Source organism: Variovorax sp. Varisp46, from assembly GCF_059491885.1.
In genome coordinates this window covers 857,175-871,482 of record NZ_CP168515.1, presented here as the reverse complement: position 1 = coordinate 871,482, position 14,308 = coordinate 857,175, and the positions used below count along the sequence as shown (strand labels likewise).

Genomic DNA, 14,308 nt, shown 5'->3' with positions numbered 1-14,308 from the left:
TCTTTCGCTCGCTTTTCCCCTCTATTTCGCCGGTTTCGCCGGCTTGGCCGGCGCGCGCAGCGCCGCGACCTCTTCGGCCGTCAGCCACCGCCACTGCCCCGGTGCCAGGTCGCCGGGCAGCGCCAGGTCGCCGATGCGCGAACGATGCAGTCCCTCGACCCGGTTGCCGACCGCCGCCAGCATGCGCTTGACCTGGTGGTATTTGCCCTCGGTGAGCGTGAGCCGCAGGTGCAGCGGGCTGTCGGATTCGCAAGCGGCCGCGCGCACGGGCTTCGGGTCGTCGTCGAGCACGACGCCGGCCAGCAGCTTCGCGATCTGCGCTTCGTCCACCGGGTGCTTGGCCGTCACTTCATAGACCTTCGGCACATGATGCTTGGGCGAACCCATCTTGTGGATGAACTGACCGTCGTCGGTCATCAGCAGCAGGCCGGTTGTGTCCTGGTCGAGCCGGCCGATCGCCTGCACGCCCTGCACCGCCCCCTTGTTGGGGCGCAGGCGCAGCGGCGACGGCAGCAGCGTGTAGATGCTCGGGTAGGTCGAGGGCTTCTGGGAGCACTCGGTGCCGGCCGGCTTGTGCAGCATCAGATAGGCCTTCTCGTGGTACGCCCACGCGGTGCCCTGGACGGTGAAAAGCAGGCCGTCGGGATCGAGATCGGCAAAGGGGTCGGTCACCGCCTGGCCCGCGACGGTCACGTGGCCTTGCTGGACCAGGCCCGCGCACACGCGGCGCGTGCCGAAGCCCTGGGTGTAGAGGATGTCTTGCAGGTGCATGAAAAATGAAAAAAGCGGCCGTGCCGACAAGGGCACGACCGCCTTCTAGTTTGCCGCAGTATCAGTAGCCGGCGGCCAGGCCGGTGTTGCGGCGGGGGTCGTTGGCGCCATAGAAGCGGTTGGCGCCGACCGGCTTGCCGCCAAGGGATGGCGCACCGACGATGATCGCCGCCAGGTGGTTGGCCGGCTGCGGCACGCCCAGGTTGTGGCCCATGTCGGTCAGGATCTTGCGCGTGTCGGGGCTCAGCGCGAAGGTCTCGACGTTGGTGACGTCGGGCAGCCACTGCTGGTGGAAGCGCGGCGCGTCGACGGCCTCCTGTACGTTCATGCCGTAGTCGACGACGTTCAGGATGGTGTGCAGCACGGCCGTGATGATGCGGCTGCCGCCCGGCGTGCCGACCACGAACACCGGCTTGCCGTCCTTCGACACGATGGTCGGGCTCATCGAGCTCAGCGGGCGCTTGCCCGGCTCGATCTTGTTGGCCTCGCCCTGCACCAGGCCGTAGAGGTTGGGCACACCCACCTTCGCGGTGAAGTCGTCCATCTCGTTGTTCAGCAGCACACCGGTCTTGGCAGCCGTGACCTTGGCGCCGAACCAGTCGTTCAGCGTGTAGGTGACCGACACCGCGTTGCCCCACTGGTCGGTGATCGAATAGTGGGTGGTGTTGCTGCCTTCATGCGGCGCCACGCCGGGCTTGATGTCCTTCGAGACGCCGGCCTTCTTCGGGTCGATGGCGGCGCGGATCTTCTCGGCGTAGCTCTTGTCGAGCAGCCGCTCGAGCGGGTTCTTCACGAAGTCGGGGTCGCCCAGGTAGCTGTTGCGGTCCACGTAGGCATGGCGCATGGCTTCGATCTGGTAGTGCACCGATTGCGCCGAGCGGAAGCCCAGGTCCTTGAGCGGATAGCCCTCGAGGATGTTGAGCATCTCGCAGATGATCACGCCGCCCGAGCTGGGCGGCGGCGCCGACACCACACGGTAGCCGCGGTAGTCGCACTCGACCGGCGCGAGTTCGCGCGTCTTGTACTGGTCGAGGTCGGCCTGCGTGATGATGCCCTTGCCGGCCTGGCTGGAAGCCACGATGGCCTGGCCCACCCAGCCCTTGTAGAACCCCTCGGTGCCCTTGGCGCTGATTTCCTTCAGCGTCCTGGCGAGGTCTTTCTGCACCAGCTTCTGGCCGACGGCGAAAGGCTCGCCCTTGTTGAGGAAGATCGCGCCGGAGACGGGGTCCTTCTTGAAATCGTTGGTGGCCGTGAGCAGCATGTCGATGTCGCCCTGCTCCAGCGCGAAGCCCTTGTCGGCCAGCTGGATCGACGGGGCGATCAGGTCGGCGCGCTTCATCGTGCCGTACTTTTCGCGCGCGTACTCCATGCCGGAGACCGAGCCCGGCACGCCCACGGCGAGGTGCCCGTTGGTGCTCAGGCCCTTGATGACGTTGCCGTCCTTGTCGAGGTACATATTGGCCGTGGCGGTCAGCGGCGCCTTCTCGCGGAAGTCGAGGAAGGTCTTGCGGCCATCGGCCAGCTGCACAGTCATGAAGCCGCCGCCGCCGAGATTGCCGGCGGCCGGATACACCACCGCCAGCGCATAACCCACGGCCACCGCCGCATCGACCGCGTTGCCGCCGCGCTTGAGCACGTCGACACCGACCTTGCTGGCCAGGTGCTGCGCGCTCACGACCATCCCGTGCTCGGATGCGACGGGCGCCACCGACGCGGCATTCGCCGCGCCGGCGGCCGCCAGCGCGAGCACCGCGGCGACGGCAGCGCGCAGCTTCGGGGTCCATTGGATTTGTTGCATGTGAAAGTCTCCTCTTGGGCGTGATGAAGAATGAAGTTCAGGCCGTCAGCAGTGCCTTGCGGCGCAGGGCGTCGAGCGCCAGCGCGACCTGCTGGCGGGCGAATTCCTTGACTGCCGGCGGGTCGGTCAGCGGCTTGTCGTCCTTGACGAAGCGCAGGCGATCGCTGCGCACTTCCGCTTCGAGATGCTCAGCCAGGGCGTCGTGCGAGTGTGTGCCGTCGAGCAGCGGCAGCAGGCTTCGCTCGAGCAGCGTCAGCACCACGGGCTCGTGCCATTGATTGCAGGTGTTGGCTGTGGCACCGGCGCCTGACGCAAGGCCGGAAGCACCCCGAACAGCGGGCAGGACCCGCGGCCGGTCGGAAATCGTGTCGGCCGCCGGCACCGCAGTGCGGCGGATGCGCAGGGCGCCGAGGATCAGCAGCTCCTCGAGCATGGCCAGCACGGCCGCCTCGACTTCGGCGGGCGGCTGCGCCGTGAGCGCGGAGGTGGCCTCGATGAGGGCCGGGACCGACATCGACGCCGGATAACGCATGTCGAGCAGATGCGCCACCGCCTTGTGCACCGGTACCCGCAGCGTGACCTTGCGGCCCTGGATCGCGCTGCACGGCTGCTCGCGGGCATCGAGCGTGAGCGCCTCGCCGCCGTCGGCCTTGAAGACGCCGGCGAACTCGAGCAAACGGATGCGCGCGGGCTCCAGCTTGTAGCGGATATGCCTGGCCTGCTCCTGCTTGACCAGCAGGGTCTGGCGGAAGGTGCGATTGACCAGGAAGTCGAGGTACTGCTCCATCATGACCTGGCTGCCACCGCATTCGCGCAGCAGCGGATCGCGCACCTTGTCGCCGTAGTTCTGCACGAACATCGTCGACGGCTCCGCATCGGCCAGGTAGGCGAGGCCATGAACGTTCGCGCGCGCCACGAACTCCTTGAAATAGCACGGGGCGTTGCAGGGCTCGAGGAACTCGTGCAGCAGGTACGAGCTGTTGGCGCTGCGCACGATCGGCATCGCCTCCTCGAGCGTCTTCTTGAGCACGCTGTCGGCGCGGGCCGACTGCTCGAGGAAATCGAGCATGCCGCGTGCATAGGACAGCTTTTCGTCGGGCGTATCGCGTGGGCCACCGCGCAGGATCATTGCGTCGCGCACGATCTCGCGCGCCTTCCAGCCGGGGTACACGTTGTAGCTCACGTAGGCCACGCCGCTCGGTGCGAGGTTCTCCGAGCAGATGCGCAGGATCGCGTCCTGCACCGGGCCCGGCACCCAGCTGTAGACGCCGTGGCACACGATGTAGTCGAACTGGCCGAACGAGGCGTCGATGTCCGCAAGGTTGAAGGCCTTGAGTTCGATGTTCGACAGCCCGGCGCGCCCGATGGCCGCCATGCCCTGCGCCACCTGCACCGGCGAGAGGTCGACGCCGATCGCAGAAGCCTCGGGGTGGCGCGCCGCAAAGGGAATCAGGTTGCCGCCGGCCGCGCAGCCGAGCTCCAGCACGCGGGCCGTTGCAGGAGACGGAACATCGAGCCCGAAGAGAAATGCCAGCGCTTCCAGATGCTCCATTGCCGACTGTGGAAACGGATGCGAGTCATAGGGCACCGTGTCGTAGTAAGTGGTCAACTCTGAAGTCAGCGAATCCGGCACGGGCGTCCTTTTCGGGATCTGGGCAAGCGGCAGTGCCTTGGTACGGGCACCGCGGGCAGCGATGGATTGCAGCAAATGCAATGTGACAACGCTGGCCGACTATAGCCCGCGTTCGAGCAAAAAAACGAGCCCGCGCAGGCCGCGCGAATGGCACAGAAAAAAGCCCAGCCGCGAGGGCTGGGCTTGAAAGCCTCTCTGCTTGGCATGCATCGAGGTCCCCGCACAGGTTGACCAGCGGGGGACGGTTACCCGTCAAGGAGAAATTTCGGCCGGGACACAGTTTACTGTATATTTATACAGTCTTTTCAGAAAGGATACCTGCCATGTCTCTGACCGAAGAAACAACCGCTGCGCCCAATCACGCGCTCAAGGAAGCGCTGGCCTGGATCTCGAAGTTCGCGCACGCGTGGAAGGCCATCGAGCCTTCGCCGAGAAGCCTCAGCATCGACGGCTTCATCATCTGGGGGCCTGTGCTCTACGAGAAGCACAAGGGTGAAGATCCCGTGCAGTTGGCGCGCCAGTTGTTCGGCAAGTCCGGTGAATACTTCAAGTATCTCTACCCCGAGCGCGGGCCCGGCTCCAGCGATCGCCGGTCTTAGAATGACCCGATGAATTGGCGCACACTGCTTCCGCTTGCCTTGGTCCTCACCGGCTGCTCGACACCACCCAACGAAGTGACGCAGGTTCGCGACGGCGTGCTGCGGGCCAAGACGTACGTACAAGCCTCGGACTATTGCGACGCGCAAAGCAAGACGCCGCGCTGGCTCGGCAAGGCGCCTGCAGAACAGGGCGTCCTGTTCCAGTGCAACTGAGTCTGGGCGCTGGACATGGTCCAGCATCTGCAAGCCCTTGTTCAGAGAGGCTCGCGTTGAGAAATGTGGTGGAGCTGGGGGGATTTGAACCCCCGTCCGCAAGCCTTCATCGCGCAGTTCTACATGTTTAGTGATCTGATTTGAGTCTCGCTTCCGGAGTCGCGCAGTCACACGCTAAACCGGACGCCAGCACCCTATTTTCTCGCCCCGACCCAAGGTACCCGGATCGGAGCCAGCCCATGTAATTATCCTTGCAGCCGGGAGGTCAGGATTGCTCCAGACCCCCTTGCCCAGCCCATCGGCCAACTGTTGCAAGGCTCACTGGCAATTAAGCAGCGAGTGCGAAACGTTCGTCGTTTGCAGTTAGTTTGTTTGAATCTGTTTTACGAGCGCATTCAGCTCGACATGCCCCGCTGCGACTCCGAACCCACGTCGAAACCAGTGCAGCCCCAAGCCTCGCATTTTAGGCTCTATTGAGTAACTTCAAGAGCTCAAGGGGCGAAGAGATTGAAGCATCCGCCTGCCAGAGCGTCGAATCGGCCTGCGGCCCCATGTAGCCATAGGTCGCCGCAACCGTGCGCATGCCCGCAGCCCGGCCCGCGATGATGTCGCGCTCGTCGTCGCCGACGTAGACACATGCCTCCGATGGCACGCCGAGCCGGCGCGCCGCCTCATGCAAGGGCTCGGGATGCGGCTTCGCAAATGGCGTGGTGTCGCCGCTCACTACCGCACCCGCACTCGCGAAAAGCGGAATGGCACGCGTCAGCGGATCGGTAAAGCGCATCGACTTGTTGGTGACGATGCCCCACAGCAACCCAAGCTCGCGCAGCGCCTCGATCAGCGCCTGGATGCCGTCGAATACCTGCGTGTTGAGCAGCATGCGGCGCTCATAAGCCACGAAGAACTCTTCGCGCAGCTCATTGAACTCGGGCGAATCCGGCGTGATGCCGAAAGCGATACCGAGCATGCCGCGCGCGCCTGCTCCGGCCATGGGGCGGTAGCGCTCCAGCGGGTATGAATGGAGGCCGCGATCGGTGCGCATCTTGTCGGCTGCAGCACCCAGATCGGGCGCACTGTCGATCAGCGTGCCGTCGAGGTCGAACAGCACGGCCCGCGTCTGCACGCCCATCATTTCCTTGGATCCGGCGAGGCCGGCTTCTGCGTGGCGAACATGTAGTTGACGCTGGTGTCGCCGCTGAGCCAGTAGCGCCGGGTCAACGGGTTGTGCTCCATGCCGCGGGTGTGCCGCAGATCCAAGCCCGCCGCGCGGCAGTAGCCGGCCAGTTCGCTGGGCCGGATCAGCTTTGCATATTCGTGGGTCCCGCGCGGCAGCATGCCGAGGACGTACTCGGCGCCCACGATCGCAAACATGAACGACTTCAGATTGCGGTTGATCGTCGAGAAGAACACCCAACCGCCCGGCTTGACGAGCGCTGAGCAGGCCTGGATCACCGAGGCCGGCTGCGGCACATGCTCGAGCATCTCCATGCAGGTGACGACATCAAAGCTGCCGGGCTGTTCGGCAGCCAGCGCCTCAGCACTGATTTCGCGGTACTTCACTCCGCGGGTGCCGGCCTCGAGCGCATGCAGTTGCGCGACCTTGAGCGCCTTGCCCGCAAGGTCGATGCCCAGCACCTCGGCGCCCTTGCGAGCCATCGAGTCGGCCAGGATGCCGCCGCCGCAGCCGACATCAAGCACGCGGCGCTGCGAAATTGGCGCAATTCCGTCAATCCAGTCCAGGCGCAGCGGATTGATTTCATGCAACGGGCGGAATTCGCTCTCCAAATCCCACCAACGATGTGCGAGCTCTGAAAACTTGGCCAGTTCGGCGGGATCCGCATTCACATTTTCTGTCATACAGCGATTATGAAACGAGCAATGACCGATAAGCACCGTGTCGGCTTTGCCGACAAAGGATCAATCGCGAATTCGACGGCCATAAAAAAACCCCGCCTAGGCGGGGTTTTCATGATCGATGGAATCGATTGATTAGTTGGCGCGAGTGCCGACCACTTCGATTTCCACGCGACGGTTCTTGGCGCGGCCTTCCTTGGTGCGGTTGTCAGCCACAGGCTGCTTCTCGCCCTTGCCTTCGGTGTAGACGCGGTTGCGTTCGATGCCCTTCGAGACCAGGAAGGCCTTGACGGCTTCGGCGCGACGCACCGACAGACGCTGGTTGTAGGCGTCCGTACCGATCGAATCGGTGTGGCCCACAGCGATGATGACTTCGAGGTTCACGCCACGGATCTTCTCGACCAGGTCGGTCAGCTTGGCGCGACCTTCGGGCTTCAGAACCGACTTGTCGAAGTCGAAGAAGGCGTCAGCAGCGAAGGTCACCTTGTTGGCAGCGACTTGCGGCGCGGCCGGTGCGGCCGGAGCAGCAGGGGTCGGAGCAACAGCAGCCGGAGCAGCAGGAACCAGAGCGCCGTCGCAACCAGCGGCAGCCGTAGCCGGCGTCCAGTTGGCATCGCGCCAGCACAGTTCGTTCGTGCCGTTCTTCCAAACCAGTTCGCCGGTGCCGTTTTGCCAGTTGTCGATCGTAGGACCGCCGTCCGCAGCGGTGACACGGGTCTGCGCGCCGGCGGCAGTGGCGAGCGCAGCGACTGCAAACATCATCGCCACTTTATTCAGTTTCTTCATGGTTCTCCTCTTGGGGAAAAAGCCGCAGCCGCGCTGCGAATCAAGGACGCTTTAAGTGACCACCACCCAAAACGTTGAGGCGATTGTGCCATAGGGTCTTTGGCAAACAGGCCGCTGGACAGCCCGGAAGCGTAGGACGGAGGCGGAATAGGCCGCTTGTGTTGCGGCGGTGCGACACCCCTCACAGCGTAAAATTTCGCCTTCCTGCCGCCAGCCCCTTGCTCATGACCTCCTTCGCAAAAGAAACCCTGCCCATCAGTCTCGAAGAGGAAATGCGCAGCAGCTATCTCGATTACGCCATGAGCGTGATCGTGGGCCGAGCGCTCCCCGACGCCCGCGATGGCCTCAAGCCCGTGCACCGGCGCGTGCTGTACGCGATGCATGAGCTCAACAACGATTGGAACCGGCCATACAAGAAGTCGGCCCGTATCGTCGGCGACGTGATCGGTAAATATCACCCGCACGGCGACCAGTCGGTCTACGACACCATCGTGCGACTGGCCCAGGATTTCTCGATGCGCCACATGCTGGTCGACGGCCAGGGCAACTTCGGGTCGGTCGATGGAGACAACGCGGCCGCAATGCGGTATACGGAAATCCGGCTGGCCAAAATTGCGCACGAAATGCTGGCCGATATCGATAAGGAAACTGTCGACTTTCAGGACAATTACGACGGTTCGGAAAAAGAACCGAAAGTGCTGCCCAGCCAGTTGCCGAATTTGCTGGTCAATGGCTCCGGCGGTATTGCGGTCGGTATGGCCACCAATATCCCGCCGCACAACCTGAATGAGGTTGTCGACGCCTGCCTGCACCTGCTGCGCAACCCCGAAGCCAGCATCGACGAGCTGATGGAAATCGTGCCGGCGCCCGACTTCCCCACCGCCGGCATCATCTACGGCATCAACGGCGTGAAGGACGGCTACCGCACCGGCCGCGGCAAGGTCGTGATGCGCGCCAAGTGCCACTTCGAGGACATCGACCGCGGCCAGCGCCAGGCGATCATCGTCGACGAGCTCCCCTACCAGGTCAACAAGAAGACGCTGCAGGAACGCATGGCCGAGCTGGTGCACGAGAAGAAGATCGAAGGCATCAGCCACATCCAGGACGAGTCCGACAAGTCGGGCATGCGCCTGGTGATCGAGCTCAAGCGCGGCGAAGTGCCCGAGGTGGTGCTCAACAACCTCTACAAGCAGACGCAGCTGCAGGACACCTTCGGCATCAACATGGTGGCGCTGGTCGACGGCCAGCCCAAGCTGTGCAACCTGAAGGACCTGATCCAGGTATTCCTGCAGCACCGCCGCGAAGTGGTCACGCGCCGCACCGTCTTCACGCTGCGCAAGGCCCGCGAACGCGGCCACGTGCTCGAAGGCCTGGCGGTGGCGCTCGCCAACATCGACGAATTCATCCGCATCATCCGCGAATCGCCCACGCCACCCGTTGCCAAGGCCGAGCTGATGACCCGCAGCTGGGACAGCAAGCTGGTGCGCGAAATGCTCACGCGCACGCGCGCCGACGGCGGCGTGATCAACGCGGACGACTACCGCCCCGAAGGCCTCGAGCGCGAGTTCGGCATGGGCGGCGACGGCCTCTACCGCCTGTCGGAAACGCAAGCCCAGGAAATCCTGCAGATGCGCCTGCAGCGCCTGACCGGCCTCGAGCAGGACAAGATCGTCGCCGAATACAAGGACGTGATGGCCGAGATCGACGACCTGCTCGACATCCTCGCCAAGCCCGAACGCGTCTCGACCATCATTGGCGAAGAACTCGGCACCATCAAGCAGGAGTTCGGCCAGTCGAAGACCGGCGCGCGCCGCAGCCTGGTGGAGCACAGCGCCTACGACCTCTCGACCGAAGACCTGATCACGCCGACCGACATGGTCGTCACGCTCTCGCACAGCGGCTACATCAAGAGCCAGCCGCTGGGCGAATACCGCGCACAAAAACGCGGTGGTCGCGGCAAGCAGGCCACGGCCACGAAGGAAGACGACTGGATCGACCAGCTTTTCATCGCCAACACGCACGACTACATCCTGTGCTTCTCGAACCGCGGCCGGCTGTATTGGCTCAAGGTGTGGGAAGTGCCGGCGGGTTCACGCGGCTCGCGCGGACGCCCCATCGTCAACATGTTCCCGCTGCAGGAAGGCGAGAAGATCAACGTCGCCCTCGCCCTGACCGGCGATAAGCGCAACTTCCCGGCCGACCAATACGTATTCATGGCAACCTCGATGGGCACGGTCAAGAAGACGGCGCTCGACGAGTTCAACAACCCGCGCAAGGGCGGCATCATTGCCGTGAACCTCGATGAAGGCGATTACCTGATCGGCGCGGCACTCACCGACGGCAAGCACGACGTGATGCTCTTCAGCGACAACGGAAAAGCCGTGCGCTTCGACGAGGAAGACGTCCGGCCGCTGGGCCGCAACGCCCGCGGCGTGCGCGGCATGTCGCTGGAGCCGGGCCAGGGCGTGATCGCCATGCTGGTGGCCGAGGATGAGCAGCAAAGCGTGCTCACCGCCACGGAAAATGGTTACGGAAAGCGGACAAGCATTACCGAATACACCCGCCACGGCCGGGGAACCAAAGGCATGATCGCGATTCAACAGAGTGAGCGCAACGGCAAGGTCGTTGCCGCCACTCTGGTGCATGCGGATGATGAGATCATGCTCATCACCGACAAGGGCGTGCTGGTGCGCACCCGGGTTGCCGAAATTCGCGAACTTGGTCGCGCAACGCAAGGCGTTACGCTGATCGGGCTCGACGAAGGCGCCAAACTCAGCGGGCTACAACGTATCGTCGAAAACGACGCGAATGGCGAAACCGAGCCTGACGCGGACGGTACTTCCTCATCTTCAACGGAGAATCCTCAGTGAAAAAAATCAAACTCGCGCTTCTGACGGTCGCCCTGGCTGGCAGTTCGATGGCCGCCATGGCCCAGGACAAGGCCACGCTCATCAAGCAGTTCATCGACATCCAGCGCCCCGGCATCGAATCGCTGGCACGCGGCCTGGTCGAGCAATCGAGCGCTCCGATCGCACAGGCGGGTTCGCAGTACCTCCAGACGCAAGTGCCTGAAGCCAAGCGCGAAGCCGCCGCCAAGGCTGCCGACGCCGAACTGAAGAAGTACTTCGACGAGACCTATCCGATCGTTCGCGACAAGGCCATTCAACTGGCCCCAGGCGCCCTCACCCCGCTGCTGGAGCAGAACTTCAACGAAGACGAACTCAAGCAGCTGCTGGCCTGGATCAACTCGCCCCTGAGCAAGAAGTACCAGGACCTGAACCCGAAGATGCAGACCGCACTGACGGAAAAGCTCGTGTCCGACACGCGCGCCTCGGTCGAACCCAAGATGCGCGCACTCGACACCGCCGTCGCCAAGGCACTCGGCGCGCCGACCGACGGTGCTGCCCAAGGTTCCGCTCCCGCCAAGGCACCTGCCAAGGCTCCAGCCAAGAAGTAAAAGCAACGTGACCCAGCAGCAGACGCCGGCCGGCAAGCGCCCCTACAACTTCTCGGCCGGTCCGGCTGCCATGCCGGAGGCGGTGCTGCAACGCGCCGCCGCCGAAATGCTCGATTGGCAGGGTAGCGGCATGAGCGTGATGGAAATGAGCCATCGCGGCAAGGAATTCGGCACCATCTGCACGCAGGCCGAAGCCGACTTCCGCACGCTGCTGGCCGTGCCTTCGCATTTCCACATCCTGTTCATGCAGGGCGGCGGCCTTGGCGAAAACGCCATCGTGCCGATGAACCTGTCGCGCGGCAAAACCGCCGATTTCGTCCTCACCGGCAGCTGGAGCATCAAGTCGCACAAGGAAGCGCAGCGCTATTGCACGGCGCGCGTGGCCGCGAGCAATGCCGAGGACCAGCATACGAAGCTGCCCGATCCGTCGACCTGGCAACTCTCCAAGGATGCCTCGTACGTGCACGTATGCTCCAACGAGACCATCAACGGCATCGAATTCCAGCAACTGCCCGACCTGGCCGCGCTCGGCAGCAATGCCCCGCTGGTCATCGATTTTTCCTCGCACGTTGCTTCGCGCAGCGTCGACTGGGGCCGCGTGGGCCTTGCCTTCGGCGGCGCACAAAAGAATCTCGGTCCCGCCGGCCTGACGATCGTGGTCGTGCGCGACGATCTGCTGGGCCACGCGCTCGAGATCTGCCCGAGCGCGTTCAACTACAAGACCGTGGCCGACAACAACTCCATGTACAACACCCCGCCGACCTGGGGCATCTACATGGCGGGGCTCACGTTCCAATGGCTGCTGCAGCAGACCGAAGGCACGCACACCGGCATCGCCGCCATGGAGCAGCGCAACATCGCCAAGGCGAAGCTGCTGTACGGTTTCATCGACGGCTCCGACTTCTATGCCAACCGCATCGACCCCGGCTGCCGCTCGCGCATGAACGTGCCGTTTTTCCTGGCGGACGAAAGCCGCAACGAAGCTTTCCTGGCCGGCGCGCGCGAGGCCGGGCTGCTGCAGCTCAAGGGCCACAAGTCAGTGGGCGGCATGCGTGCAAGCATCTACAACGCCATGCCGCTGGCAGGCGTACAGGAACTTGTGAGCTACATGCGAGAATTCGAGCGATCGCATGCCTAGGCGCATGCCCTAGCTGCTCGCACGATGACCGCCTCCACACCCACAACGCCCTCTTCTCCTTCCGATAAATCAGAAAGCCTGGCCGATCTGCGCGTGCAGATCGACTCGCTCGACCAGCAGCTGCTGAGCCTGCTCAACGAACGAGCCCACGTTGCCGAACTGGTCGGCGAGGTGAAGAAGCGCGAGGGCACGCCGTTCTTCCGCCCCGACCGCGTGGCACAGGTCATCGAGAAGATGAAGAAAAGCAATGGCGGTCCGCTCAAGGATCTCCATGTGGCGGCCATATGGCGCGAAATCATGTCGGCCTGCCTGGCGCTCGAATCGCCGCAACGCGTGGCCGTTCTCGGTCCCGAAGGCACTTTCTGCGAGCAGGCGGCCATCGAGTACTTCGGCGGCGCCGCCGACCTGATCTATTGCGCCAGCTTCGACGAGGTGTTCCACGCCACCGCCGCGGGCAGCGCCCAGTACGGCGTCGTCGGCGTCGAGAACTCGACAGAAGGCGTGGTCACGCGCTCGCTCGACCTGTTCCTGCATTCGCCCACCCACGTGGTCGGTGAAGTCAGCCTGCTGGTGCGCCACCACCTGCTGCGCAGCAGCAATTCGCTCGAAGGCATCGAGGCCGTGCTGGCCCATCCACAGGCGCTCGCGCAATGCCAGACCTGGCTGTCCAAGCACCTGCCCAACGCCGAGCGGCGCGCCGTATCGAGCAACGCCGAAGGCGCCCGCCTCGCGGCGACCAACCCGGCCTGGGCCGCGCTGGCCGGCGAACGCGCTGCCACCCGCTTCGGCCTGCACATCGTGGCGCATGCCATCCAGGACGACTCGTACAACCGCACCCGCTTCTCGGTGATCTGCCTGCCGCAGACGCTGGCCATGCCGCCGGCCTCCGGGCGCGATTGCACCAGCCTGATCGTCTCAGTGCCGAACCGGCCCGGCGCGGTGCACGACCTGCTGGTGCCGCTGAAGGCCAACAACGTGTCAATGACGCGTTTCGAGTCGCGTCCCGCGCGCACCGGCCAGTGGGAGTACTACTTCTACATCGACCTCGACGGTCACCCTTCGCAGCCCAACGTGGCCGCGGCGCTGGCCGAACTGCGCGGACTCTGCGCCTTCTACAAGGTGCTGGGCGCCTATCCCGTCAAGGCCTGAGCGGCAGGCAAGCAGAAGCATGTTCGAACAACTGGGACTGATCGGCTGCGGCCTGATGGGCGGCTCGTTTGCGCTCGCACTCAAGCGCGCGAAACTGGTGAAACGCGTGGTGGGCTACAGCAAGTCGCCCTCCACCACCGAGCGGGCGCGCCAGCTGGGCGTGATCGACGTGGTGGCGCCTTCGGCGCTGCTGGCGGTATCGGGCGCCGACATCGTGTTGCTGGCGGTGCCGGTGGCGGCGTCGGAAGCCACATTCAAGGCCATCCGCCATGGCATTTCGAGCGAAACGCTCGTGATGGACGTGGGCTCGACCAAGGGCGACGTGATCGAGGCCGCACGCAACGGCCTGCAGAAGCAGTTCGCGAACTTCGTGCCGGCACATCCGATTGCCGGCAAGGAGCTCTCGGGCATCGAGCATGCAGAGGCTTCGCTTTTCACCGGCCGCCAGGTCGTGCTGACGCCCGTCAAGACCACGCTGCGCTCCAATGTGCAGCGGGCCTCGCAGGCATGGAGCGGCATCGGCGCGCACGTCGTCACCATGACGCACGACGAGCACGACGCCGCCTTCGCCGCCGTGAGCCACCTGCCGCACCTGCTGGCCTTCGCGTACACCAACGCCATCGCCAGCCAGCCGCAGGGCGACCGGTTCCTGAGCCTCGCGGGCCCAGGCTTTCGCGACTTCTCGCGCATTGCCGCGAGCGACCCCGTCATGTGGCGCGATGTGCTGCTGGCCAACCGCGAACAGGTGCTGCAGCAGTCGAAGGCCTTCCGCAAGGCGCTGGAAGACCTTGAAGCACTGATGACCGCAGGCGACCTGCAGGCACTGGAGCAATCCATCGCCGCCGCCAGCAAGACCCGCGCGGCCTGGAAGCCGGCCACCGACACCTCGTCGCAGCAGCAGGACAACTGA

The 14,308-nt window shown here is 64.3% G+C and carries 13 protein-coding genes and 1 other RNA gene; 7 read left to right on the top strand and 7 right to left on the bottom strand.

Features of this window, described 5'->3' with window-relative positions; genetic code table 11:
• Nucleotides 1-21: 21 nt before the first annotated feature.
• From ACEN9N_RS04025 to ACEN9N_RS04015, 3 genes are all read right to left on the bottom strand, one after another.
• The gene (locus ACEN9N_RS04025) at nt 22-771 is read right to left on the bottom strand and encodes a pseudouridine synthase (RefSeq protein WP_007829390.1); all 750 of its coding nucleotides are present in this window, start codon (nt 769-771) and stop codon (nt 22-24) included.
• Nucleotides 772-832: 61 nt separating this feature from the next.
• Nucleotides 833-2,569 carry a gamma-glutamyltransferase gene (ggt, locus tag ACEN9N_RS04020; RefSeq protein WP_495655393.1) on the bottom strand — a complete coding sequence of 579 codons (1,737 nt, stop codon included), beginning with the start codon at nt 2,567-2,569 and terminating at the stop codon, nt 833-835.
• Between the two features lie 37 nt (nt 2,570-2,606).
• Complete coding sequence (locus ACEN9N_RS04015) at nt 2,607-4,178, bottom strand: class I SAM-dependent methyltransferase (protein ID WP_495655392.1); 1,572 nt, start codon at nt 4,176-4,178, stop codon at nt 2,607-2,609.
• Between the two features lie 347 nt (nt 4,179-4,525).
• On the opposite strand from ACEN9N_RS04015, the gene ACEN9N_RS04010 reads away from it, so the two are divergent.
• Entirely contained in the window at nt 4,526-4,801 is a 276-nt protein-coding gene (locus ACEN9N_RS04010; protein ID WP_495655391.1) for a hypothetical protein, read from the top strand.
• Nucleotides 4,802-4,810: 9 nt separating this feature from the next.
• A complete protein-coding gene (locus ACEN9N_RS04005; RefSeq protein WP_007829384.1) occupies nt 4,811-5,014 on the top strand; it encodes a hypothetical protein in 204 nt (67 codons plus the stop codon).
• Nucleotides 5,015-5,080: 66 nt separating this feature from the next.
• On the opposite strand, the gene ssrA is transcribed toward ACEN9N_RS04005, so the two are convergent.
• From ssrA to ompA, 4 genes are all read right to left on the bottom strand, one after another.
• Nucleotides 5,081-5,465: a transfer-messenger RNA gene (gene ssrA, locus ACEN9N_RS04000) on the bottom strand.
• Nucleotides 5,466-5,477: 12 nt separating this feature from the next.
• A complete protein-coding gene (locus tag ACEN9N_RS03995) occupies nt 5,478-6,143 on the bottom strand; it encodes an HAD family hydrolase (protein ID WP_495656446.1) in 666 nt (221 codons plus the stop codon).
• Entirely contained in the window at nt 6,143-6,871 is a 729-nt protein-coding gene (ubiG, locus tag ACEN9N_RS03990) for a bifunctional 2-polyprenyl-6-hydroxyphenol methylase/3-demethylubiquinol 3-O-methyltransferase UbiG (protein WP_495655390.1), read from the bottom strand. The genes ACEN9N_RS03995 and ubiG overlap by 1 nt, the downstream gene beginning before the upstream one ends.
• 132 nt (nt 6,872-7,003) lie before the next feature.
• Nucleotides 7,004-7,654 carry an outer membrane protein OmpA gene (gene ompA / locus ACEN9N_RS03985; RefSeq protein ID WP_007829381.1) on the bottom strand — a complete coding sequence of 217 codons (651 nt, stop codon included), beginning with the start codon at nt 7,652-7,654 and terminating at the stop codon, nt 7,004-7,006.
• 224 nt (nt 7,655-7,878) lie between these two features.
• Between ompA and gyrA the strand changes: the two genes are divergently transcribed.
• From gyrA to ACEN9N_RS03960, 5 genes are all read left to right on the top strand, one after another.
• Complete coding sequence (gyrA, locus tag ACEN9N_RS03980) at nt 7,879-10,524, top strand: DNA gyrase subunit A (RefSeq protein WP_007829380.1); 2,646 nt, start codon at nt 7,879-7,881, stop codon at nt 10,522-10,524.
• Nucleotides 10,521-11,111, top strand: a complete 591-nt coding sequence (locus ACEN9N_RS03975; protein ID WP_007829373.1) for a DUF2059 domain-containing protein — start codon at nt 10,521-10,523, stop codon at nt 11,109-11,111. Before gyrA ends, ACEN9N_RS03975 begins: the two co-directional genes overlap by 4 nt.
• A gap of 70 nt (nt 11,112-11,181) precedes the next feature.
• Nucleotides 11,182-12,249, top strand: coding sequence for a 3-phosphoserine/phosphohydroxythreonine transaminase (serC, locus tag ACEN9N_RS03970; protein WP_495656445.1), 1,068 nt, complete (start codon nt 11,182-11,184; stop codon nt 12,247-12,249).
• A 24-nt stretch (nt 12,250-12,273) separates the two neighbouring features.
• The gene (gene pheA, locus ACEN9N_RS03965) at nt 12,274-13,398 is read left to right on the top strand and encodes a prephenate dehydratase (protein ID WP_413314741.1); all 1,125 of its coding nucleotides are present in this window, start codon (nt 12,274-12,276) and stop codon (nt 13,396-13,398) included.
• Nucleotides 13,399-13,417: 19 nt separating this feature from the next.
• On the top strand, nt 13,418-14,308 hold the full coding sequence (locus ACEN9N_RS03960) for a prephenate dehydrogenase (RefSeq protein WP_007829368.1): 891 nt from the start codon (nt 13,418-13,420) through the stop codon (nt 14,306-14,308).

Bases quoted from the DNA above. Each gene is read 5' to 3' on its own strand.
- ACEN9N_RS04025 (WP_007829390.1), bottom strand. From the start codon at position 771: ATGCACCTGCAAGACATCCTCTACACCCAGGGCTTCGGCACGCGCCGC.
- ggt (WP_495655393.1), bottom strand. From the start codon at position 2,569: ATGCAACAAATCCAATGGACCCCGAAGCTGCGCGCTGCCGTCGCCGCG.
- ACEN9N_RS04010 (WP_495655391.1), top strand. From the start codon at position 4,526: ATGTCTCTGACCGAAGAAACAACCGCTGCGCCCAATCACGCGCTCAAG.
- ACEN9N_RS04005 (WP_007829384.1), top strand. From the start codon at position 4,811: ATGAATTGGCGCACACTGCTTCCGCTTGCCTTGGTCCTCACCGGCTGC.
- ACEN9N_RS03995 (WP_495656446.1), bottom strand. From the start codon at position 6,143: ATGGGCGTGCAGACGCGGGCCGTGCTGTTCGACCTCGACGGCACGCTG.
- ubiG (WP_495655390.1), bottom strand. From the start codon at position 6,871: ATGACAGAAAATGTGAATGCGGATCCCGCCGAACTGGCCAAGTTTTCA.
- ompA (WP_007829381.1), bottom strand. From the start codon at position 7,654: ATGAAGAAACTGAATAAAGTGGCGATGATGTTTGCAGTCGCTGCGCTC.
- gyrA (WP_007829380.1), top strand. From the start codon at position 7,879: ATGACCTCCTTCGCAAAAGAAACCCTGCCCATCAGTCTCGAAGAGGAA.
- serC (WP_495656445.1), top strand. From the start codon at position 11,182: ATGCCGGAGGCGGTGCTGCAACGCGCCGCCGCCGAAATGCTCGATTGG.
- pheA (WP_413314741.1), top strand. From the start codon at position 12,274: ATGACCGCCTCCACACCCACAACGCCCTCTTCTCCTTCCGATAAATCA.
- ACEN9N_RS03960 (WP_007829368.1), top strand. From the start codon at position 13,418: ATGTTCGAACAACTGGGACTGATCGGCTGCGGCCTGATGGGCGGCTCG.